The sequence below is a fragment of the Paenibacillus woosongensis genome, assembly GCF_009725165.1.
Classification (GTDB): Bacteria; Bacillota; Bacilli; order Paenibacillales; family Paenibacillaceae; genus Fontibacillus; species Fontibacillus woosongensis.
The window spans coordinates 26,900-50,672 of the sequence record NZ_WNZW01000005.1; the positions used below are offsets into that span (position 1 = coordinate 26,900).

The following is a 23,773-nucleotide window of genomic DNA, read 5'->3' on the forward strand; positions in this document are numbered from 1 at the left end:
CACTTTTCCCCTCTAAATCAGAGCATTGCCATGAAATAGATACATGAAATGCATTAATTTTGCTAAGTAAGTCATCCAAACAAAATGAATGAGAGCCGGATAACGATATAGTTTTGTTTACCCAAAACCCTTGATATGACTGGGCTGTGACGGAAAAAGAGAGTTAGTGCGGAATTGCATATTCCCCGTTTGAAGGCAAAAGTGAGTCGATATCGGGGATAGTTAGTTGTCAGATATAAGGGGGATGGCCTAACATGGGCAATGCAACCAAGGCACGCCGGATCCGCTGCGGCGTTATATGCCACATACACGGCGAGATATGCAAGTAGAGCTGATTGCCAGCTCGATAAACAAAAAGAGGGAGGGGGCCGCTGCCATGTCAGAAAAACGCAGCTTTCTTAAAGAGTTAAACAAAAATAGGACGTTGTTTCTGATGATTGCTCCTACGCTGCTGTTTTTTATTATCTTCAGTTACATTCCGATGATCGGCGTGTATTATGCGTTCACGAACTTCGACTTTCAGGGCGGATTGTTCGGAAGCGAATTCGTCGGCTTCAAAAATTTTGAGTTTCTGTATAAGTCAGGCATCCTGTGGAATCTGACGAAGAATACGGTGCTTTACAATCTGGCGTTCCTGATCATCGGCAATATCATGCAAATCATCAGCGCGATTTTCCTGGCTCAGCTAGCCAGCAAATGGTTCAAGAAGACGGCGCAGTCATTGATGTTCCTGCCGTACTTCCTGTCCTGGGTACTCGTTGGGGCGTTCGTGTTCAACATGTTCTCCGACCTGGGGGTCGTAAATACGCTGCTCAAGCAGATCGGCCTGCAGCCGTATGATTTCTATCTGAATGCGGCGCCGTGGAAGTACATCATTGTCTTCTTTAACGTATGGAAAGGCATCGGGTACGGAACGATCATATATTTGGCGGCGATCATGGGCATCAGCGACGAGCTGTACGAAGCAGCTAAGATCGACGGGGCGAATATTTTTCAGCAAATCCGCAGCATCACGCTGCCGCTGCTTAAGCCGACGTTCATCCTGCTGATTCTGTTCAGCCTGGGCGGCATTTTGAAGGGCCAATTCGACCTGTTCTATCAAATTATCGGCAACAACGGCCTGCTGTACGATGCTACTGATATCATCGATACGTACGTGTTCCGGTCACTCACCGTCAATTTTGATATCGGAATGGGAACGGCAGCGGGATTGTACCAATCCTTCTTTGGCTTCGTCCTGATCATGACGGTCAACTACATCATCAAGAAAACCCGCGAGGAGTACGCATTGTTCTAAAGGAGGGGGAGTAGCATGCACGTTCAAGCAAAAGAGCTGCCGATGGTTCGAAAGACGAGCAAGGGTACCAAAATCAAGCCAGATAAAGCGACCATTGCATTCAATGTGATCGGTTATACGCTGCTTACAGCGATTTCTATAGTCTGTCTTATTCCGTTCTGGCTCATTGTCGCCGGCTCGTTTACGGATGAGATGGAGATTATTGCCGAAGGCTTCAAGCTGTTTCCGAACACGATCTCGTTCGAGGCTTATAAGTCGGTGTTCGCCACACCGGAACAAATTTACCGGGCCTATGGCGTTACCATCGGGGTTACGGTAGCGGGGTCGGTCCTCGGCCTGCTGCTGACATCGATGGCTGGATATGTTCTGTCCCGCAAGGACTTCATTTACCGCAACAGCTTGTCCTTCTTCATTTATTTCACGACGCTGTTCAGCGGGGGGCTGATTCCGTGGTACATCATGATGACGAAGTATTTGGGGCTGAAGGACAGTTACTGGGCTTTGATACTGCCTCCCCTGATCAGCGCCTGGAATATCATCCTGATGCGCAACTTCATGAAATCGATTCCAGATTCGGTCATCGAATCGGCGAAGATTGACGGGGCCGGAGATTTCCTCATCTACCGGAAGATTATCCTTCCGCTTTCCACACCGGGCCTGGCGACCATCGGGCTGTTCCTGGCTCTCGGTTACTGGAACGACTGGTTCAACGCCAACGTGTTTATTACGTCCGATCACAAGTATCCGCTGCAATTTTTGCTCTATAAAATATTGTCCAGCGCTGCGGTGCTGCGCACCCAAACGGGAGCTTACCTGGCAGCCAATGTCGTTCCGCCGACCGAGACGCTCAAAATGGCGGTGGCGGTCGTCGCCACGGGACCGATCATTCTGCTCTATCCATTCGTCCAGAAATACTTCGTAAAGGGCCTGACGATTGGAGCCGTCAAAGGTTAGAACCGGGATACCGGCTAACATAGATATCAGCTTGGAGGAAATACAGATGAGGTAACCAAAAGGAGGAGTCAACATGTTAAAAACCAAGAAACGCTTGTCGCTGCTGCTGGTGTTATCGTTAATGATCACTTTGCTGGCGGCCTGCGGCGGCGGCACAGCGTCCAATTCGCCAGGAAACGAAGGTACAGAGAAAGCGGCGAATGGGGAAGGAGCGGCCGGAGAGAAGCTGGAGAAGGTCAAGCTGACCTGGTATCTCGTCGGCGATGCGCATAAAGATCAGAGCAAAATCGTCGCCGAATGGAACAAGATGCTGGAAAGAGATTTGAATACGACAGTTGACCTTAAGTTTACGACCTGGAACGACTGGATGACCAAGTATAATCTGCTGCTGACGTCCGGCGAGAAAATTGACATGATTTTCGCCTCCAGCTGGGCGGATTTCTACAAGCTCTCGAAGCAAGGGGCATTCCTGGATCTGAAAGACCTCTTGCCGCAGTATGCGCCGGTCACTTGGGGGAACGTCCCGAAAGAGGATTGGGACTCGGTAACGGTCAGCGGAGGAATCTATGCTGTGCCAAATACCAACCCGGAATATACGCCGCTAGGCTACGTTTACCGTGAAGATTGGCGTAAAGAATTCGGTCTCCCTGAATTTACGGACCTGGATTCCATCGAAGCCTATCTGGATGCGGTGAAGACGCAAAAGAAGGTAATTCCAATAAACGGAGCAGCCTATGAGAATGTAAACAGCTTGTATAAATTTTGGAATGACTTCCAATTAATTGGCGGCGACGTCATTGGCGCAACGTCCTATGACAATCCGCGCGATATTCAGATTCTCCCGTACACCGAGGAGTTTGAAGCCTGGGTGAAGAGAATGAAGACATGGGAGCAAAAAGGCTACTGGAACAAAAATGCGCTTTCTTCCAACCAGGAGGCGGGCGACTTCATTAAAACCGGCCAAGGCGCGATTTACTGGCGAAACCCGTCCAGTGCAGGCGGATTTATCAATGAAGTGAAAGCGAAGAATTTGGACATGGAAATCGGCTATTTCCCATTCAGCCGCTTCCACAACTATGTCATTCCAACGCTGCCGAGCTCGAATGCCATGGCGATTCCAAAGAGCTCCGTTAACCCTGAGCGTTCTCTGATGGTGCTGGATAAGCTGCGCAATGATCCGGAATATTTCAATCTGATGACTTATGGCATCGAAGGCACGCATTGGGCGAAGGGCGAGGACGACAAGACGATTGTCATTCCTGCGCCGGGCGTGAATTTGGATGAAACGCCGCGTTACGACATTGCCAGCTGGGGCTGGCGCTATGAGCCGAACATGAAAGGCGAGAAAGGCGGCTGGGACGGACTGGATGCGCTGAAGGAAGAATTCAAGCCGATCAGCAAGCCGGATATTTTCGGACCGATTTATCTCGATTATGCGCCTGTTAAGGCCGAACTTGCAGCTGTGAACCAAGTGTTCGAGCAATACGGCAAACCGCTTATGCTTGGCCTGACCTCGGATGTGGATGCTTCTCTGAAGACATACCGCGAGAAGCTGAAGACCGCTGGCGTCGACAAGCTGCTGGAGTATATCCAGGAGGAAGCGAACAAGTATTTTGATGAAAGAGGCATCGAGTAATTGAAGGATGGAGGAAGCGGCGAATATTCGTCGCTTCTTTATTAAAGGGAACGGCAGTGTGAGAGTTCAGGGTGGAAGGCAGCGTTATAAGACAGATGTGTTAGAGAGAGGAGAACGCCCCAATGCATAGCACAAAACAACTCTCCGATGCCGTTGAAGTATGGTGGAGCTCTGAGATGGATCCGGGGAAATTGAAATGGTTTGAAGGGCCGCGCGACATTCCCTACAAGTTAAACCGGCAGCCGGATATCGCTCTGACGGTGCCGCAGGCCACGGAGAATGCTCGTATCACGATCACGCCAAGCCATGCCGGTCAGCAGATATTAGGCATGGGCACCTCGATGGAGGATACCACGATCAGCAATCTGGCGAGGATGAGCCCCGCCCGCCGGGAGGCGGTTCTGCGGCTTCTGGTCGATGAGGAAACGGGCATCGGGCTGAACTTAATCCGGATTACACTGGGAACCTCGGATTTTACCGGACAGGCCTTTTATACGTACAATGATATGCCTGAAGGGGTAACCGATTTTGAGCAGCGGTATTTTTCTATAGAAAAAGATGTTGAGCTCGGGATCGTAGAGACTGTTCAGCAGTTGGTCGCGCTGGCGCCGAAGGTTAAGATATTTGCCTCCTCCTGGAGCCCGCCAGCCTGGATGAAGACGAGCGGCAGCCTGAAGCGGGGCAGCTTGAAGGAGGGGCCGGAATACACTGCGGCCTTGGCGAAATATTACCGGCTGGCCATTCAAGCCTACCAGGAGCACGGGATTCCGATCTATGCGATGACTCTGCAGAATGAGCCGTTGTTCGAGACGGATTATCCGAGCTGCTATATGCCGCCTGAGAGGCAAAGAGAGCTGGCCGTCGCTTTGCGGCAGGAGCTGGATCAGCATGGGCTGGAGACGAAATTATGGATTTTCGATCATAATTTCAGCGATGCTTGGGCATACGTCACGCCTATTCTGAACGATGGAGCTGGATGCGGCGCCGTTGACGGGATTGCGCTGCATGATTACGAAGGCTCGCCAGAGGTTATGAGCGAAATTCATGCCGCTTACCCGGACAAGCCGATTTATTTGACGGAGCGTTCTTTGTGGGGAACGGCCGGTGCAGACCGGATGGCGCAGTATTTCCGCAATTACGCCTGCAGCTACAACGCCTGGGTGACGATGCTGGACAGCAATATCAGCCCGCATCAATGGCTAGGAACGCCGGGACCTACGATGATGATCCAAGATGCTGCGGATGCAGACAACTATTGGATCATCCCGGAATATTACCTGCTGGGGCAGTACACCCGGTTCGTGGAGCCGGGGGCTTACAGGGTTGCCAGCGATTACGGCTCCAAGGAGACTGTGACGAATGTCGTCTTTCGCAATCCGGGCGGCGAGCTCGTCGCGGTGATGATCAACCAGAGCGATGCGGAGCAGGAATTTTGCGTACTCTGCGAAGGGCGGCAGTGGACGGCCAAGCTTCCTGCAAAGACGGTGGGAACCTATCGTTGGCGGGCTGGCCACGGGCACAGTTAACGGCTGAGCAGAACTTGAGTGGAGAGGTAGGGGCGGCTTCTGCTGCCCCGGAACTGACGCCTGTGCTAGCAATGCTGCTAAGCGCTAGTTAGGGGCTATATGAGCTAAGGCAGTCAGGGGCTTGTTAGAAATGTAAGCGTTATTATTTTGAGGGGAGCTGAGAATACGCATGAAAGGCATGAGGATTACGAAGCAGAGCAAATCCGTCTTGTCCATCATTTTAAGCACGTCACTCGTCTTATCGATGTTATCCGGACTGTTTGCCAGTTCTGTCGGCGCGGCATCCGAGCCGGTTGAGGTATGGGTTACGACGGGGGATAAGTCCAAGCTGTTAAACCAAGAGCCAGATATCGCGTTTGGTTCGGCGGGCGGGGCAAGCCCGTACACGATTCATGTGGACGAGAATACGACTTATCAGGAAATCGAAGGCTTTGGAGCGGCGTTAACCGATTCATCAGCCTGGCTGCTGGGGGAAGTGCTGACCGATGCAGCGCGTGATGAAGTAATGGAGCAGTTGTTCGATGTCAACCAGGGCATCGGCTTCAGCTACATTCGGCTGCCGATGGGCTCCAGCGACTTTGCGCGCTCGCACTATACGTACAACGATACGGCGGGAAATGCGGAGGATCTTTCGTTAAGCCAGTTTTCGATCGATCATGACCGGCAGTATATCATTCCCGTGTTGAAGCAGGCTCTGGCGATGAATCCCGAAATCAAGATCATGGGCTCTCCATGGAGCGCCCCGGCCTGGATGAAGGATAACAAGTCGCTGGCCAAAGGCAAGCTGAAGCCGGAGTATTACGATGCCTACGCCCGGTACTTCGTGAAGTTCATCGAGGCCTACGCCGCGGAAGGCATTGAGATCGACGCAGTTACAATTCAGAACGAGCCGCATCACGAAGCCGACAACTATGCCAGCATGCGCATGGAGGCGGCGGAGCAGGCCGAGTTCATTAAGAACCATTTGGGCCCGGCCTTCGCGGCGGCGAATATCGATACGAAAATTTTGATTTGGGATCATAACTGGAGCGACCCGGACTATCCGATCGAGGTGCTGAACGACCCGGAAGCGAAGCGGTACATTGCGGGTTCGGCCTTTCACGGTTATGCGGGAAAAGTAGAAAATCAGGCTCAGGTGCATGATTTGCATCCCGATAAAGGCATTTATTTTACGGAGAGCTCCGGCGGAGATTTCGCACCCGTTTTTGGCGACAACCTGGCTTGGGATGTGCAGAACCTGATCATCGGTTCGACCCGCAATTGGGCCAAGACGGTGCTGAAATGGAACCTGGCTCTCGATGAGGATTACGGCCCGCGGGTGGGCGGCTGTACGGACTGCCGCGGCGTGGTGACGGCGGATAAGCCGTCCAAATCGATTACTTCCTTAAATGAAGAATATTATGCGTTCGGGCATGCCAGCAAATTTGTGCGGCCCGGCGCGGTTCGCATCAAATCGAACACGCTCGGCAGCGGCAGCATCGAGAATGTGGCGTTCAAGAACAAAGACGGCTCCAAGGCGCTGATCGTGCTCAATTCCGCCAAATCGCAGCGGGAGTTCAAGGTGCAGTGGGGCGCGCAGAGCTTCACGTATACTCTTCCCGCTGGGGCAGTAGCTACCTTTACGTGGGACGGAGCGCCAACGGGAGATGCCGGCGTGAATCCTTATGGCCGGGTGGAGGCCGAGGACTACACGAATGCCAGCGGCATTCAGACCGGAGTGGCGGCCGATGCAGGAGGGGGCTCTTACGTAGCGCCTGCGGGCAATGAAGGATATATCGCCTTCGATAACGTGCAGTTCGTGGACGGCACGGCGACCGTGAAGGTCCGGGCGGCCGCGGAGCAGGATGCGTCGATCGAATTCCGGGCAGGCTCGCCGCAAGGGCAGCTGCTGGGCGAAGTGCGCCTGGCGAATACCGGAGGAATGCAGCAGTGGGTGACGAAGAGCGCTGTGATTCAGCATGCGGCGGGTACTGTTCCGCTGTATGTGGTGCTCAAAGGGCAGATGCATTTGAACTGGTTCCAGTTCTCGTTCGAGCACTACCGCGATACGCTAAACTACTTGTCCTACAACGGCGGCTTTGAGGAAGGCACGCTTGAGGAATGGGAGGAATGGATGCCGGCCGGTCAGGAATCCGCGCACAAGGCTGAGATGGGCGATGCCCGCAGCGGCGAATACAAGCTGACGCACTGGGCAGGCCAAGCCTACGAGCAGAGAACCTACCGCACGATACAGGTCCCGAATGGAACTTATAAAGCTTCGGTATGGCTCCGCAAGGGAGACAACATTGAAATTCAGCTTCAGGCAAAAAATTACGGCGGAACCGACCGTTCCGTGACGGCGAATGCGGGATTCATTGGCGACTACAGGCAATATGTACTGGACGACATCCGGGTAACGAACGGCCAGCTGGAAATTGGCGTCCATTCCAAATCGACGGTGGGCGAGTGGGCCACCTTCGATGACTTCGAATTGACGCCTGTGGCGACGAATGCGCCTGCTGTGGGCGGGGGCTCCGGAGCTCCGGCGATACCGGGTCAGGTCAGTGCCTCGGTGATGGGCGGATTCCATGCCCAGCTGCAGTGGAACTCCGCAGGCAGCGATGTCATCGGCTATAAAATATACCGTTCCGTTAAGGATATCGCCGGTGCGGCGGTCATCGACGGCGCATATGTCGATTTCGTGGAAGCCGGCATGACAGGGGCAGCCAGCCTAACCTTTACGGACCAAGGTCTGAGAGGGGACACGACGTATTATTATGTGGTGACGGCTTTCAATGACCATGGCGAATCCGGCGTGTCGCAGCAGGTCAGCATCACTACAGCATCGGGCACCGATACCGTTCCGCCTGCTGTGCCTGCGGGCCTCAAGGCAGAAGCTGGAGTAGAGCAGGCTGCTTTAAGGTGGAATTACAGCCTGGATAGTGATTTTGCGAGATATCAAGTATATCAAAATGACGCCAGAATTGCTTCCGTCGAGCCAGCCACCGAGTCGAGATTTGTGGCAAAGGGCTTACAGCCTGGCGCGGAATACCGGTTTGCGGTAACAGCGGTTGACCAGGCGGGCAACGAGTCGGCGAAATCTGCTGAGGTTACGGTAATCCCGTTGTCTGCCGGCACTTTGATTCCGTTTGAGAACATGGATTTCGAGCTCGGCACCTTTGCGGGATGGTCGGAGTGGCACCCGGAACAGCAGCCAATCGCCCAGTTCGTTGATAACGACAGCCCGAGAGGACAATATAAATTAACGCATTGGGGCTCAGGGGATTACATCCAATCGACCTACCGCACGCTTGAGGTGCCTAACGGCAAATACAAGGTTCAAGTGTGGGCCCGCACAGGCGGAGGACAGAATAAGTTCCAGCTGGAGGTTAAAAATTACGGCGGAGAGAGCCTGGCTAGAGATATGCGCAAAGCCGACGGCGGAAGCTGGACGCCGTTCTTCCTCGACAACATCCAAGTCACGAACGGCCAGCTGGAAATTGGCGTGTATTCGGACGCCAAAGCCGGGAATTGGGCGGCGATCGACGATTTTCAAGTATTCAGCTATGCCCCTTCCGCGCCAACGGGAATCAAAGCGATCGGCGGCGATCAAAGCGCTTCGCTGCAGTGGCAGCGGAACACGGAGTTCGACATGGCTTCCTATAATGTGTACCAGGACGCAAGCCTGGTGCGCAATGTGACCGCACCTACCGTGGTGATCGATGGGCTGACGAATGAGCAGTCCTACACCTTCACCGTTCGGGCGGTAGATACGGATGGAAACGAGTCGCTGTCATCCCAATCCGTCACCGTAACGCCGCGAGTCCCGGTGCCGGTGGAGAATGCGGGCTTCGAGCACGGCGACACGACGGGCTGGAGCAGCTGGAATCCTGGCGGCGATGCCCAATTTGTCGATAACGACAATCCGCGTACGGGGAACTATAAGCTCACGCATTGGGCGGGAGCCGACTACATGCAGAATACGTATCGAACGATCGGCTTGGCCAGCGCGACGGACGATACCTACCAAGCATCAATCTGGGTGAGAACCGGAGCTGATCTGAATGCTCTCCGTATGGAAATCAAAAAATACGGCGGTCCGGATTTGGAGATTGATTTAAGCTCAGCCAGTTCTTCCGATTGGACGCTGTTCATCAGTGAGCCATTTAAAATCACGAGCGGGGAAGTGGAAATCGGCTTATTCACGGACGCCAAAGGCGGCAATTGGACGGCGTTCGACGATTTCCAACTGATCCAGGTGAACCACGAGGATAGCGTGCCGGTGACCGGGATTTCGCTCATTCCCGCAGAACTGACACTGAATCTTGCGAATCATCGGACGCAGGCTTTAACAGCCGTCATCACGCCGGACAACGCTACCCACCGGGAGGTAGAGTGGAGCAGCGATAACGAGTCGGTCGCGGTCGTGAACGGCGGGGTAGTCACGGCGGTAGGCGCCGGGGCGGCGACAGTGACGGTGACCACGGTGGATGGCGGTTATTCGGCCAGCGCGAGAGTGACGGTGATCGCAGGATCAGCCTCACCTCAGCCTGAGCCGAAGCCAAGCCCGGGTCCAGGGTCGTCCTGGAGCGGCTCGGGAAACACCGGCCAGTCCGCTCAACAGCCTGTGGACAAGGAGAACAAGCCGACCGTTGCACGCAATGGCAGCACTGCAGTAATTGGCAATTTCCCTAGTCAGGCAGGATTGATCCAGGTTAGCGGAGAGCTGCTGAAGGAAGCGGCTTCTGGCGATGGGGTAACGAAACTGTTGTTGGATCTTAGCAAGGCTTCCGAATCCGAGCCGCTCGTCATTGAACTGCCGGTGCAGGCACTATATGAAATTGCCGCTGCAACCAGCAATTTGTCTCTGGCGTTCCAGACGAGACATGCGGAATACGAGTCGAGTTTGTCCGCCATGCTGCCTGCAGTTCAACCGGCAGATGATCAAGCCGTGCTGCGGATTGAAATCGGAGAAGCCGCGGACACTGCCAATCTGTTGGGCGAATCCGTCAGAAGCTCATTGATCGCAGCTGTCCCGGCGTTTCGTATCCAGCTGCAATCTGGCGGGGTGAGCACCGAAGTCAGCCGCTTCGGCAAGGCTTATCTCTCCCGGACATTAAAGCTGGATTCTAAGGTCGATCCGTCTGGAATGACCGGGATCGCCCTTGATCCTGCAACGGGGCAAATGAGCTTTGTTCCGCTGACCGTGCTGCATACGGAAGATGGTCAGGTGCATGCTGTGCTTAAGACGAATTATGCGGACGACCGGATCATCGCCATCATTGCCGTCCAGGCTAAGACCTTTGCCGACATTCAGGCGCATTGGGCGAAGACGGATATTGAGGCGCTTTCGGCAAGATTCATAATTCACGGTACGGCAAACGGCACGTTTGATCCCCAGCAGCAGGTGACTCGCGCAGAATGGGTTTCCATGCTTGTTCGGGCTTTAGGTCTGGCTCAAAGGGGAACACAAAGCACGGATTCGTTCACCGATGTACCGGAGGCGGCATGGTACAAGGATTCCGTTCAGACCGCTGTTGAGGCGGGCTTGATTCAAGGCTTCGATGACGGCACCTTTAAGGCGGATGAGGCTGTCACCCGAGAGCAAATGGCCGTTACCCTGTTTAAAGCGGTGGAGCTTGCAGACGGACTCCAGAATGAGGCTGCAATCGGCCAATCTCAGTTGGATCTGACGGCCTTCAAGGACGCGGAGGATGTCTCCGCATGGGCTGTGGAAGCTCTGTCCCAGCTGACGGGTGCCGGTATTCTTACAGGAGACGGCCAGGGGCTGCTGCAGCCGAACCGGGAGGCTTCCCGGGCTGAAGCGGCTGTGGTGCTTCACAAGGTATTGCAGGAATTAAATTTCATAACCGAATAGGGCAGGAGCTAGGTTCGGTCTGGAAATGAATGATTTGCATTAAACGGGCGGGTGGATGAAAATCCATCCGCTTCTTTTTTATTAGGCTTTGTCACAACAAGGAATATAAAAATACAGCGTCGAATAAGAAAAATAGGTTTGGTACTATTGCTTTGGAGCTGATTTCAATGGATTTAGAGCAAAGAAGGCGTTGGAATGAAAATCATAAGAAGTTAACTGAAGTCATATTAAATCCAAATGAGCATGCTCGAACGATTGAGCTATTTCTCAGCCACCATGCTCTGTTGTACTCAGCGAAAATGAGCAACGGCTGCATCCATACTTTGGAGGATTTTGTTCTGGAAGGTTTGGAGGAAGGTGCATTAAGGAAGTACCCAGTAAATGCTCCAGATACAAAGAATTCAATCGTATGGCATCTGTGGCATATTGCAAGAGTCGAGGACATGACGATGAATATTTTGGTTGCAGACAGTCAGCAGGTACTTCATTCTGATCATTGGCTGCAAAAAATGAACATCAGATTTCCCTATAGTGGAAACAGCATGAGTGATGACGATATCGCAGAACTAAGTTCAGTTATTAATATAGAATCACTATTAGAATATAGAATAGCTGTGGGAAAACAAACCCGGCAAATCGTTTCATCACTGCAACCAGGCGAGTTCAGAAATAAAGTTCAAGATTGTAGAGTCAAAAGGTTGTTTGATGAAAATGCCATTCTTCGAGAAGCAAGCGATATTGCCGATTATTGGGGCAAGAAGACAATTGCCGGACTTGTGCTAATGCCAGCAACTAGACATAATTTTTTACATTTGAATAAATGTGCCCGTATAAAGGATAAATTGCAAAAGAAAATGAAAAATCCAAACCGACAGGCTTAGCATGGCTTTGCTAAAAAAGCCAAATAAAACAATTGAAATCGATTTCATTCAATTTTATAATAAGAGCAACAATGATTGAAAGTGTGGTATTCCGTGATTATGAAGGAAAGTAAAATCATCGATGTTGCCAAGAGAGCCAATGTGTCGCCCGCTACGGTATCCCGCGTGCTGAACGGCAGCAACCTCGTAAATGCCAAGACGGAGGAAAGGGTGCTTCAGGCCATCCGGGAGCTGGATTACATCCCTAATAATATGGGCAAGCAGCTTCGTTCCCGCAAAACGATGAATCTGGCGGTCGTCGTCTCCGATGTGCGTGTATCTTATTATGCGGAAATCATCAAAGGCATCGAGAACATGGCTAATTCGCTCCATTACAATGTCCTCATTTGTGATGCGCAGAACGAGAAGGCGAAGGAACGGGAGTTCCTCTCCCTGCTCATGAACCGGACAGTGGATGCTCTAATCCTTGTAACGCCGAATTTATCGGATGAGGAGATTGCAGTCTATGCCGATAACGGGTATATGGTGGGCCTGATTGGACGGAAAATTGAGCACGCGCGTATCCCTTGTTCTTTTACGGATAACATCAAGCTGGCCCAGGAGGTGGTCTTCCATCTTGCGGAGCAGGGACACCGGAAAATCGCTTTTCTTAGCGGATATGCGGATGCGACGGACAGTATCGAGCGATTGGAGGGTTATGTGAAAGCGCTTAAGGCTTGCGGGATCCCGTTTGAACCCGCTCTGGTCGAAAACGGCGATTTCTCGGAGGAGGGAGGCTGCGAGGCCTTTCACCGACTGTGCAGCAGCGGGGCTGACTTTACGGCCGTATTTGCCGCAAACGACGAGATGGCACTTGGGGTGTACAAGGCTTGCAATGAACTGGGAATATCCATTCCCGATCAATTGGCGGTCGCCGGGGTGGATAACATCAGGCTGACTAACTATGTGACGCCAAGAATCAGTTCGGTAGAGCAGCCGCTTTATGCGATGGGGGCCGTGCTGGCCGAGAAGCTGATCGATCAGATGAACGGCAATGTGTGGGCGGAGAAGCGGTGTTTTAAAGTCGATGCGAAGCTAGTCGTGAAGGAATCTTCCAAAGGAGCGAAATGAGGGGGGATAGGATTGCTTAGTCGAAAAGATACGCGCTATTACGGGAAAATTTTTCTGGCGATGACCCTGTCGATTGTACTGACCATCACGGTTCTTTCTGGTATCCTCTACATTAATTTTGAACGAATTGCGCTTCAGCAGTCCTACGATCAGACGATGAACAGCCTCTCCCAGACGACTCAGGAGGCATCGGTGATGGCGGTCACGGCCTCCACATTCGCCAAGCAAATATATAGCGACCAGCATATCGCCAACCTGCTGAATTTTACCGATGTCCATCCGATGGAGATTTCTACAGCCGTCCGGCAGCTGACCAATTATCGGGAGACTTCGCCTTTCATCGATTCGATTTATGTCTATAACGCCAAAGCGCATACGTTCTATGTGAGTACGGATATGAGCGTGGCTGCGGTATTCGATGAGTCGGAGTTCTACGATCATGAAATGCGGGAGATGCTTGGCAATTTGGAGGTCTATGACTCCCTGATGCCAATTCCCCGCAAGCTCAGCATTGAAGGGCTCGCTGGAAATATTGCCGAGAAGCAGCGGGATGTATACAGCTTCCTGTTGTACGATACGCTGATGCCGAAGGCGAACAGAAACGCCATTGTGGTCAACATTAAAGAAACGCAATTACATAAGCATATCGACGGTTCCCTGACGAGCGACCCGGCGAACACTTTTTTGCTGGATAAGGGCGGCTATCTCGTCTCCAGCAGCTGGAAATACCCTATGCTCACCGATATGAAGGGGACCTCGTATATTAATCGGATTTTGGCTGACCCCGACTCCTCGGGCTATTTCGTGGAGGAAGTGGACGGCGTGAAATCTTTGGTTACTTACACGGAGCCGGATTATTTGGGCTGGCGGTATGTCCGGATTCTTCCGTACACGGTCATTTCTGAAAGGATCGACATCCTGCGCGGGAAGACGATTATCATCACGGTCTCCATTCTGCTGGCCGGGCTGGGCATATCCTACTTCGTATCACGGCGATTGTTCTCCGGGCTCAGCAAGAAGCTGTCCCATCTGGGTAATTTGGAGGCGGAGCAGAGGAACAGCCTGCAGTCGATGAAATACGAATATTTGCGCAGGCTGCTGCATGGGGATGCCGACCGGAACCCGGATCGTGTCCAGACCGGCTTTGCCCGTTATGGGGTCGGGCTTGATCCCTACTCCCCGGTACGCGTGCTGTTGATGACGGTGGATGATTACCGCTCCTTTATCGAAGCTTACACGGTGGAGGATCGGCAGCTGCTGCGGTTCGGGGTGCTTAACATCGCCCAGGAGATGCTGAACGAGGCCGGGTTTGCGGCTGCCGGCGTCGTGCTTGGCGATGACCGTATTGCCGTAATCGTGCAGGCCAGGGACGAGGGGGCGGAGAATGAGCGCGAAGCTATTCTTGAGCATGCCGGGCGGATCCAAGCGGCGGTGACCCAATATTTAAAGCTGTCGATTACGGTCTCAACCAGCATGATCGGCGAGGATATTCAGGCCGTCCACGGGCTGTGCCTGCAGGCGATCGAGGCTTCCTTCTCCCGCGTATTCCATGGCCTGGGAAGCATCATTGACTCGGAGACCGTGGAACTGAAGAAAGCAAAACCATATGAATATCCCCTGGATAAGGAGAAGCAGCTGATTGACGAGCTGTATCTCGAACGGATTCCTGCCGTAAAGGAGCTGTTCAGCGAAATTATCCGGGATACGGAGAATTACTCCTATATGTCGTTTCAGCTTGCGGTATCGCATCTGTCTTTTGCGCTGCAGAACGCCATTCGTTCGATGGGACGCCGCCTCTCCGTGGCGGGTGAGCTGGCGATTCCTTCGATGCCGCTGTATCAGCATGAATGGAACGAGACGCTGGAGGAGTTCATGGGGCGATATATGCATTTATTCGACCGTCTGGAGAAGCATATGGAGGAGAACAAGGGGAGGACGAGACAGGAGGACGTGTCGGAGCGGATCATGAAGCTGATCGACGAGAAGTATATGGATTCGAGCCTGTCGCTGGACTTGCTTGCAGATGAGCTAGGGCTATCGGCCGACTATATCGGCCGGATCTTCAAGCAGACGACATCGAGGACGATCCTTGGCTATATTCAGGAGGTTCGGATGAACAAGGTACGTGAGCTGCTGGTCGAAACCGAGGATCCGATCGGGGAAATTGCCGAACAGGCCGGATTTTCCAACAATCCGTATTTTTATAAAGCCTTTAAGAAGCATAACGGCGTAACGCCGGCTGAGTACCGCAGAATTAACGGCTGGCAGGCGGAGCAGGAGCAGGAACTGGTTTGATCGCGTGATTGCGAATGCTAATGATAGCAGCGGGGTAAATCCTGTGGACTTTCATGGTATGCAAGAAGACGCTAACCGCAGGGTTGGCGTCTTCCTCAATTTCCACTCGCAATTTTATGAATTGCGTTCCTTCAGCTTCTGATGCAGATCGTTCAACTGCTGCAGCAGCTGCTCATATTCCTCCCGTCCGATTTGGCAAGCACGAATTTCCTCGCTGATCCTCAGTGTAATATGCGTCTTCTCCTCGAAGGCTTTGGGCTGAAGATGGATAAATACCTTCCTCTCATCCACCTGAGAGCGCCGCTTCTGCAGCCAGCCGTTGGCTTCCATTCGAGCAAGCATAGGAGTTAATGTGCCTGTTCCCAGATCAAGCTTCTCCCCTAGCTGCTTGACGGTGATCCCGTCCCTCTCCCATAGCGCGAGCAGCACTAAATACTGAGGGTAGGTTAACCCGAAGGGTTGAAGGACGCCGGCATAAAGCTTGTTGAACTCACTGGCGGTCTCATATACCGCGAAGCAGAGCTGTTTCTTGAGCGTCAAAAAATCTTCCACAATGCTCACCTTGTTCATCCGTAGGTTGGTATGTTCATGAAATGTCTCAAATGAATTACAGCAAAGGGATTAAATCCTCTTCGATTTTGCTTGGCGGGGTCGTTGGGCCGTATCTTTTAACGACATTCCCCTCGCGATCAACGAGGAATTTGGTGAAATTCCATTTGATCTTGCTGGACAGCAGGCCCTTCTGCTGTTCCTTCAGGAACGTGAATAACGCATCCTCGTGCTTTCCGTTGACGTCGATTTTGGCGAAAATCGGAAAGGTAACGCCGTAATTGATCTGGCAGAACTGCGTGGTTTCTTCAATGTTATCGTACTCCTGGTTGTTGAACTGATCGCTGGGGAAGCCCAGAATAACCAATCCCTGGTCCTTGTATTTATGATATAACTCTTGGAGTCCGCCGAATTGAGGGGTAAACCCGCATTTGCTGGCCGTATTCACGATGATTAAAGGCTGTCCCTTATAATCTTGGAGCGATTTCTGCTCCCCATTCGTCATTGTAACCTGGAAATCATACACGGTATTCACGGCGAAACCTCCTTAATTTAATCGTACACGATTCGATCGTACACGATTAAATGCGGTTTGGCAACTGGAATCCCGGCGAATCATGAAGCGGGGGTGCAATAATATACTATGCCTGACGTCACATGCGGCTCTATAATGCAAGGTAATTTCCCTTGTGAAGGAGCTAAGGAGCAGTGCTTAATGAACATGACCTCATTTCTGATTTACTGTGTTATCGTGACGTTTACGCCCGGGCCAACCAATATTCTTATCCTGGCTGCGGTTAATCACTATGGGACGAGAAAAACGATAAAATATATCGCCGGGGCCTCCCTCGCTTTTTTCCTGCTAGTTGCGGCGTCTGTTATACTGAACCATGTGCTGGCAGCGAGCTTGCCGCCATTTTTGTCCGTGGTGCGGGTGGTCGGAAGCATATTTATGCTCTATCTCGCTTACCAGATATATAGAATGGATGTATCCAAGGAATCAGCTGGGCAGGCCATAACATTTGCCTCCGGCTTCGCGATGCAGTTCGCCAACCCGAAGGTCGTCCTGTTTACGCTGACCGTGATTCCGGCTTACGTAATGCCTTATTACACGTCGAGGCTGATGTTGTCTATTTTTGTCGTGATCGTATCGCTCATCGGTTTAGCAGCTTATGTCACCTGGGCGGTATTCGGTACTCTTTTCAGAAAATTTATGCAAAAATATCAGAAGGCAGCGAACATTATTACGGCTTTATTTCTAGTTTACTCCGCTTTCCTGGTGTCTGGGATCGCTGAGTTTGCAAAGGGGTGAAGGAAGTGGAACGGTTCATATACAGGCAATCGGCAGGGATCACCGTATTATCGGCCAGCATTGCCGATTTTCAATATAAGAAGCATAGCCATGAGGAGTATGCCCTTGGCGTCACCTTGCGCGGCATTCAGGAATACCATCTGGACGGCAGCCTGCAATCCTCTCACCGGAACGGCGTGATGCTGTTCAACCCGGAGCAGAATCATGATGGGCGGTCACAGGAAAGATCGGGGATTGATTATGTGATGGTCTATATTCATCCCAAGCTTTTTCTGGACATGCTGGGACAAAGGGAGGTTGTCCTGTTCGATAAACCGATCGTGTATCATGCCGGATTGCGCCAAAGCATTCTGAATTTGACGAACGCGATTTTTAGCGGCAGGCCGGAGGCGCTTTGCCATGAATTGCTGCTGGGGCTGGCAGGTCATTTTTCCGAGGTGGAGATGCGGACGGCGGACCGTCAGGATCAGGCGTTTGCCCGTAAGGCTAAGGAAGTGATTCAGGGTAATGTGACTCAGGTATTGAAGCTGGATGACGTCAGCATGTTGTTTGGAATGTCGAAATATCAGTTCATCCGCGCGTTCAAGGCGAATACGGGAACATCACCGTATCAATATTATTTGAACTGCAAGGTAGAACGCGCCAAGCAGTTAATTGAGAAGAGCAAGGATATTTACTTGGCGGTAAGCGAGTGCGGATTCGTGGATTTAGCCCATTTGAACAGGCACTTCAAGAATATTTACGGGACGACAGCCTTCGAATATATGTCGCATTTGGCCGCCCATAATTTGGATTGACAGCATAAAGCACCCAAGGATATAGTGATAACGAAAAAAAGTTTGCAGGCAATCCGGATGATTGCCGGCCCTAAGGAAGGTGCTTATGAAAACTCATGCCTCTGTAGCAGGCAAGATTGCATTAAGCTTCGTCATGGTCATGGTTGTTATGATTATCGTCTCTTTTATTTTTGCAGCCATAGGCGTGGCTAGAGGGATGAACCTGGCTGAGCTGGAGGCTTCGATCGGGGAGAGCCTGCTGGTCCAGTATTTGCAAATGATTTTGTTTATAGCGAGCTCTTATGCGATGTATGCGTTCTTTGAACGGAAGAAGGGATGGGCGATCGGGCTCAGGCAGCGGCGGGGAGCAGCGTATGCTCTGCATGGCGCCGTGGCTGGCATCATTCTTATTTCAGCCTCTGCTGTTTTGGTTTGGGCTTTCGGCGGGGTTTCCTGGCAATTGGCCGAATGGGATCAAGAAATGCTGGTTCCTATGCTTAAGGGAGTTCTCCTGTTCGTTGGCGTCGCGGTATCCGAGGAAATATACTCTCGCGGATATGTTCAGGGACTGCTGCGCCATCATTACGGAAGCACGACTGCCATCGTAGTGAGCTCTATTCTGTTTGCACTTCTACATAGCCTTAATCCGGGCATGTTCAGCTCGCCGCTGCCGGTCATCAACTTGATCATGGCTGGCGTCATTATGGCGGTGGCTCGCGAGGTTACCGGAGGATTGTGGTGGCCGATTGGCCTGCACTTGACCTGGAACTATTTTCAGGGCTACATATATGGCTTCAATGTCTCGGGGACGACGCGGGATTACTCTTTGCTTCGTACGGTTGACCAAGGTCCGGCCTGGCTGTCGGGAGGGGGCTTTGGCCTAGAGGGAAGCGCGCTGTCTATTGTTCTACTGGTCCTCGGCACCATTGCTGTGTACATGATGTATAGAAACAAAAATAAGAAAATTGACGCGGATTCCGTATCTTCGTTGTTGAAATAAGTTCTGCTTATATTGGCGGAGGGAAGCGTAGAAGGCATACCTTAAACCAGCCCTGTTTCATAATGAAACAGGGCTGGTTGACGCCTGGATTTCTTGTCCGCGCTTAACCCTTCGGTTATAGTGGAGTATAGACAAATACGGTTAGATGAAAGAGGAAGATCATGGCAACGATTCATGATGTAGCACTAAGGGCGGGGGTATCGGTAACGACGGTATCCCGCGTGATGAATAACAGGGGATATATTAGCGAAACTACCCGCAGCAAGGTATTTGCCGCCATGGACGAGCTGGGATACCAGCCGAATGAGATCGCACGCTCCTTGCTTCGCAAGCAGTCGAATATTCTAGGCCTGATTGTGCCCAGCGTATCTCATCCGTTCTTTAGCGAATTAGCGGATCGCATAGAATATTACGCCTATCTGAAGGGCTATAAAGTGCTGCTGTGCAATTCTCAGCTTGACCCCGTCAAGGAACGGGACTATATTGAAATGCTGCGCCGCAATCGGGTGGACGGAATCATTATGGGAAGCCATACGCTGGAGGTTGATGAATACCGCAATCTCCGCTCGCCGATCGTTACGTTTGACCGCCAGATCGGGGAGGATATTCCTTACATCAGCTCGGATAACTATGAAGGAGGCAGGCTGGCGACAGAAAGGCTCATCAGTCAGGGCTGCCGCAAGATTGCCCACATATGCGGTAATTTGCAGCTCGATCTGCTGGCAAATCGCAGGACGGATGCATTTAGGGATGCTGTTAAGCGGCACGGTGTGGAGCATCTTATTATCCAGACGGATATGAACGTATTTGACCAAGCAAGATATGAGCAGCTGCTGCGGGAGCTGTTAACCGCCAATCCCGAGATTGATGGAATTTTCGCGACAAGCGACATTATTGGGGCATTCGCGATAAAAGAATGCGAATTTGCAGGCAAACGAGTACCAGAGGATGTCAAAATTATCGGCTACGACGATGTGAACGCAGCCCGCTGGTTCACGCCGGAGCTGACTACGATCCGTCAGCCGATTGACGAGTTCGGAAGGATGGCGGTAGAAGTTCTTAGCAAGCAGGTAGAAGGAGAGCCAGTGGAGATCGCCACTTCACTGCCCGTGGAATTAATTGTGCGGGGAACAGCATAATATTGGATTAAATTAACGCGTTCATTTGGCATCATCAAATGGATGCGTTTTTTTGTGGCATCATCATCACGAACGGACCATTCGACAAAATAGGATCAATTTCTATAAAAATTATGTCAAACGATTGACATATGTTAAAGGTTTGACATACAATCTTAATTGCAAGCATGCTGCAAGCGATTACATTACGGCAAGTGATTCAAACGCTTGCCACACCAAATTATGAACCATTGGTTGCCAGTAACTTAATTAACGGGGGGAAAGCAATGAAACGATTGAATGGGTTGAGCGTGGCAGTAATTTTTGTACTTTTGGCGATGATTGTGTCGGCCTGTGGGGGAAGCGGCGGCAATTCCGTCAGTAGTGAGGCAGGCAGTAACGGAGCTAACGCGTCGGGCAAAGCCGTTAAAATCTCTCTGCTGAACTCAAAAGGTGAAATTCAAACTCAGCTTGAAGAAGCAGCGAAGGCGTTCCACGAGGATAATCCGGATATCACCCTGGAAATCATGGCTGCTCCGGCAGGCACCTCTCCATTCGAGCGGGCTTCCACTTTGTATGCCTCGGGAAATCCGCCAACGATGATGATGCTCGATACAGGGGATGTAGAGAAGTTCAAGGATCGGATTCTTGATTTGAGCGAGGAGAAGTGGAATGCGGATGCCGTCGAGAATGCGACGAACCTGACGACATTCGACGGCAATAATTATGGTTTCCCGCTAGCGATTGAAGGGTATGGCTTCATTTACAACAAAGCTGTTCTTGATGAAGCGGCAGGCGGCAGCTTCGATCCGTCTACGATTAAGACCAGAGATGATCTGGAAAATTTGTTTAAGCAGATTGAAGCGTCCGGCAAAAAGGCGCTGATCATCTCTCCAATGGATTGGTCGCTCGGCGCCCACTTCCTGCCCTTGGCTTATGCCGGACAGAACAAGGACATGGCCGAAGTAAACAAATTCATGGATTCACTAAAGGCCGGCACAGAAGACTTATCGGGTAATGCCGTGCTGAATGGCCTGCTGGATACATTCGATATGATGAAACAATACAATATCGACAAGAAGTCTCCATTAGCAGGTGTATATGAGCGCGGCCCTGAAGTGCTCGGCAAAGGCGAGGTAGGCATTTGGTTCCAAGGCAACTGGGCATGGCCGCAAATTCAAGATTTCGACACCGCAAGCGGAGCTTACGGCTTCCTGCCGGTACCGATCAGCAACAACCAGGAAGATTACGGCAACCAGGAAATTTCATCAGCGGTTTCCAAGCGGATCATTGTAGATAAAGAGAAGAGTACGCCTGAACAGCAGGAAGCGGCGAAGAAATTCCTGAATTGGATCGTATACGAGGAGAAAGGCCAGGACTTCCTGGTTAACCAAGCAAGCATTATTCCAGCGTTTAAGAATATCACGATTCCAGCCGCTGATCCGCTCGGCCAGTCTATTCAGGACTATATTGCCAGAGGCAAATCCCAAGAGTCCATGAGTACTCTTCCCGCGGATCACTGGGCCAAGGTCGGCGCTTCGATGCAGAAATATTTAAACAATTCCGGGGATCGGGCTACATTGATTAAGGAAATCGAAGAGTATTGGACAAGCGTGAAGTAATCTAATTACATCAGATGACAAGATGATAGTGATGGGTAAGAGCACATGCACCCGTGTATCTTATCCATCGCTTTCTTCACAATGACAGAGGAAAAGAGGAATCGTTATGATCAAAGAAAAGGAATGGTGGCCACGGCTTCGGACGAGATTGCTGTTTACCGGTCCGACCTTATTCGCTTTTCTTACCGTAATGATCGTTCCATTTATTTATGGTATTTATCTGACTTTCACGAATTGGGACGGCATCGCGACGACACATACGCTAGTAGGGTTCGAGAATTATGGAAAAGTGTTTCAAGACGAGGTCTTCTGGAAGTCCTTCGGATTGACGCTGAAATATGTATTGTTTACCGTCATCCTGGTCAACGCCGTTGCCTTTCTATTAGCCTTCGGACTAACGAGAGGATTGAAAGGCCAGAATATATTCCGGGCCGGGTTCTTCATACCTAATCTGGTCGGCGGCATCGTACTCGGTCTGATCTGGCAGTTTATTTTCTCAAATGTTCTGGTATTCATAGGAGAGAAGGCGGGAATTCCGCTATTCAGCACATCCTGGCTGGCTGACCCGCAGAAAGCCTTCTGGGCCCTCATCATTGTGACCATTTGGCAGTACGCCGGGTATATGATGGTCATTTATATCGCTGGGCTCATGAGCGTCCCTAACGATATATTGGAGGCAGCGAGCATCGATGGCGCCAATGGCTGGACGAAGCTGCGGACGATGACTTTGCCGCTGATGGTTCCTTCGTTTATCGTTTGTATATTTTTGACGCTGCAGCGCGGCTTTATGGTCTATGACGTCAACCTGTCGCTGACGAAGGGCGGCCCCTTCAAGAGCACGGAAATGGTGTCAATGCATGTCTATGAGAAAGCGTTCCTCTCCCGTGATTACGGCCTAGGACAAGCGGAGGCGCTAGTGCTCTTCCTTCTGGTCGCAGTAATTACGCTGCTTCAGGTGTATTTTGGGAAGAAGATGGAGGTAGAGGCTTAATGGACACGGCTCGTAAAGGATTCGCTGGAGTATGGCTGAAAACGGTTGGACTAACTCTAGTGCTTGCACTATTTATTTTTCCATTTATCTTTCTACTAATTAACTCGTTCAAGGCCAATACGGCGATTACCTCAAATCCGCTATCCCTGCCGCAGAGCCTGGATTGGACGAACTATCGCAATGCATTCGAGAAAATGAGTTATACCGCTTCGTTTATAAACTCGCTGACCGTAACGGTTCTAGGCGTAGCGTTAATTTCGCTGTTTGCCGCGATGACGGCGCATTACTTCGTGCGCAATCAGACTAAATTTAATCAGTATACCTTTATGATGATGGTTGCTGCGATGATTATTCCCTTCCAGGCGATTATGATTCCACTGGTCAAAATATATGGAACGCTAAACATGCTGGACAACAAGTGGGCTCTCATTTACATGTATTTAGGATTTGGAAGCCCGCTGGCGGTGTTCATCTATCATGGATTCGTAAAGGGCGTACCTGCCGAATTGGAGGAGGCGGCTTTAATCGATGGCTGCACGCGCACGCAAACATTTTTTCGGATCGTATTCCCTGTGCTGGCGCCGACAACCGCAACCATTTCAATCTTGAACGTATTGTGGATCTGGAATGACTTTCTTCTGCCGTCCCTTATTCTTGTATCTCCGCATAATCGGACGCTCCCGCTGTCTACGTTCAGCTTCTATGGGACGTATTCCGTGGACTACGGGCCATTGATGGCCGGATTGGTGCTTACCATATTACCGGTCATGCTCGTCTATCTATTCGCTCAGAGATATATCATTCAAGGGGTTATGCAGGGCTCTATTAAATAAAGGATTTGTATGGGAG

General features: G+C 51.4%; 17 protein-coding genes. 15 read left to right on the forward strand and 2 right to left on the reverse strand.

Annotation, left to right across the window (positions count from 1 at the left end; genetic code table 11):
• Positions 1-376: 376 nt before the first annotated feature.
• From GNP95_RS14435 to GNP95_RS14470, 8 genes are all read left to right on the forward strand, one after another.
• Positions 377-1,297, forward strand: coding sequence for an ABC transporter permease (locus tag GNP95_RS14435; protein WP_155611579.1), 921 nt, complete (start codon positions 377-379; stop codon positions 1,295-1,297).
• Positions 1,298-1,312: 15 nt separating this feature from the next.
• Positions 1,313-2,251 carry a carbohydrate ABC transporter permease gene (locus GNP95_RS14440; protein WP_155611580.1) on the forward strand — a complete coding sequence of 313 codons (939 nt, stop codon included), beginning with the start codon at positions 1,313-1,315 and terminating at the stop codon, positions 2,249-2,251.
• Positions 2,252-2,324: 73 nt separating this feature from the next.
• Complete coding sequence (locus tag GNP95_RS14445) at positions 2,325-3,887, forward strand: extracellular solute-binding protein (RefSeq protein WP_155611581.1); 1,563 nt, start codon at positions 2,325-2,327, stop codon at positions 3,885-3,887.
• Between the two features lie 122 nt (positions 3,888-4,009).
• On the forward strand, positions 4,010-5,413 hold the full coding sequence (locus tag GNP95_RS14450) for a glycoside hydrolase family 30 protein (protein WP_155611582.1): 1,404 nt from the start codon (positions 4,010-4,012) through the stop codon (positions 5,411-5,413).
• A 169-nt stretch (positions 5,414-5,582) separates the two neighbouring features.
• Entirely contained in the window at positions 5,583-11,270 is a 5,688-nt protein-coding gene (locus GNP95_RS14455) for an S-layer homology domain-containing protein (RefSeq protein WP_155611583.1), read from the forward strand.
• Between the two features lie 167 nt (positions 11,271-11,437).
• The gene (locus GNP95_RS14460) at positions 11,438-12,151 is read left to right on the forward strand and encodes a DinB family protein (protein ID WP_155611584.1); all 714 of its coding nucleotides are present in this window, start codon (positions 11,438-11,440) and stop codon (positions 12,149-12,151) included.
• 99 nt (positions 12,152-12,250) lie between these two features.
• Positions 12,251-13,261: a LacI family DNA-binding transcriptional regulator gene (locus GNP95_RS14465; RefSeq protein ID WP_155611739.1), complete on the forward strand. Its 1,011-nt coding sequence runs from the start codon at positions 12,251-12,253 to the stop codon at positions 13,259-13,261.
• A gap of 12 nt (positions 13,262-13,273) precedes the next feature.
• Positions 13,274-15,556 carry a helix-turn-helix transcriptional regulator gene (locus GNP95_RS14470; RefSeq protein WP_155611585.1) on the forward strand — a complete coding sequence of 761 codons (2,283 nt, stop codon included), beginning with the start codon at positions 13,274-13,276 and terminating at the stop codon, positions 15,554-15,556.
• Positions 15,557-15,670: 114 nt separating this feature from the next.
• On the opposite strand, the gene GNP95_RS14475 is transcribed toward GNP95_RS14470, so the two are convergent.
• The gene (locus GNP95_RS14475) at positions 15,671-16,126 is read right to left on the reverse strand and encodes a MarR family winged helix-turn-helix transcriptional regulator (protein WP_155611586.1); all 456 of its coding nucleotides are present in this window, start codon (positions 16,124-16,126) and stop codon (positions 15,671-15,673) included.
• Positions 16,127-16,163: 37 nt separating this feature from the next.
• Positions 16,164-16,640 (reverse strand): glutathione peroxidase, encoded by a 477-nt coding sequence (locus GNP95_RS14480; protein WP_330163451.1) that lies wholly within the window; start codon positions 16,638-16,640, stop codon positions 16,164-16,166.
• Between the two features lie 180 nt (positions 16,641-16,820).
• Here GNP95_RS14480 and GNP95_RS14485 point away from each other — a divergent pair, with 180 nt between their 5' ends.
• The 7 genes from GNP95_RS14485 to GNP95_RS14515 all read left to right on the forward strand — a co-directional run bounded on the left by GNP95_RS14485 (position 16,821) and on the right by GNP95_RS14515 (position 23,757).
• Positions 16,821-17,417, forward strand: a complete 597-nt coding sequence (locus tag GNP95_RS14485; protein WP_155611587.1) for a LysE family translocator — start codon at positions 16,821-16,823, stop codon at positions 17,415-17,417.
• A 5-nt stretch (positions 17,418-17,422) separates the two neighbouring features.
• Entirely contained in the window at positions 17,423-18,214 is a 792-nt protein-coding gene (locus GNP95_RS14490; RefSeq protein WP_330163452.1) for an AraC family transcriptional regulator, read from the forward strand.
• Between the two features lie 85 nt (positions 18,215-18,299).
• The gene (locus GNP95_RS14495) at positions 18,300-19,193 is read left to right on the forward strand and encodes a CPBP family intramembrane glutamic endopeptidase (protein WP_155611588.1); all 894 of its coding nucleotides are present in this window, start codon (positions 18,300-18,302) and stop codon (positions 19,191-19,193) included.
• Positions 19,194-19,354: 161 nt separating this feature from the next.
• Positions 19,355-20,332: a LacI family DNA-binding transcriptional regulator gene (locus tag GNP95_RS14500; RefSeq protein WP_155611589.1), complete on the forward strand. Its 978-nt coding sequence runs from the start codon at positions 19,355-19,357 to the stop codon at positions 20,330-20,332.
• A gap of 266 nt (positions 20,333-20,598) precedes the next feature.
• Complete coding sequence (locus GNP95_RS14505) at positions 20,599-21,933, forward strand: ABC transporter substrate-binding protein (protein ID WP_155611590.1); 1,335 nt, start codon at positions 20,599-20,601, stop codon at positions 21,931-21,933.
• 106 nt (positions 21,934-22,039) lie between these two features.
• Positions 22,040-22,924 carry a carbohydrate ABC transporter permease gene (locus GNP95_RS14510; protein WP_155611591.1) on the forward strand — a complete coding sequence of 295 codons (885 nt, stop codon included), beginning with the start codon at positions 22,040-22,042 and terminating at the stop codon, positions 22,922-22,924.
• Complete coding sequence (locus GNP95_RS14515) at positions 22,924-23,757, forward strand: carbohydrate ABC transporter permease (protein WP_155611592.1); 834 nt, start codon at positions 22,924-22,926, stop codon at positions 23,755-23,757. Before GNP95_RS14510 ends, GNP95_RS14515 begins: the two co-directional genes overlap by 1 nt.
• Positions 23,758-23,773: the final 16 nt, after the last annotated feature.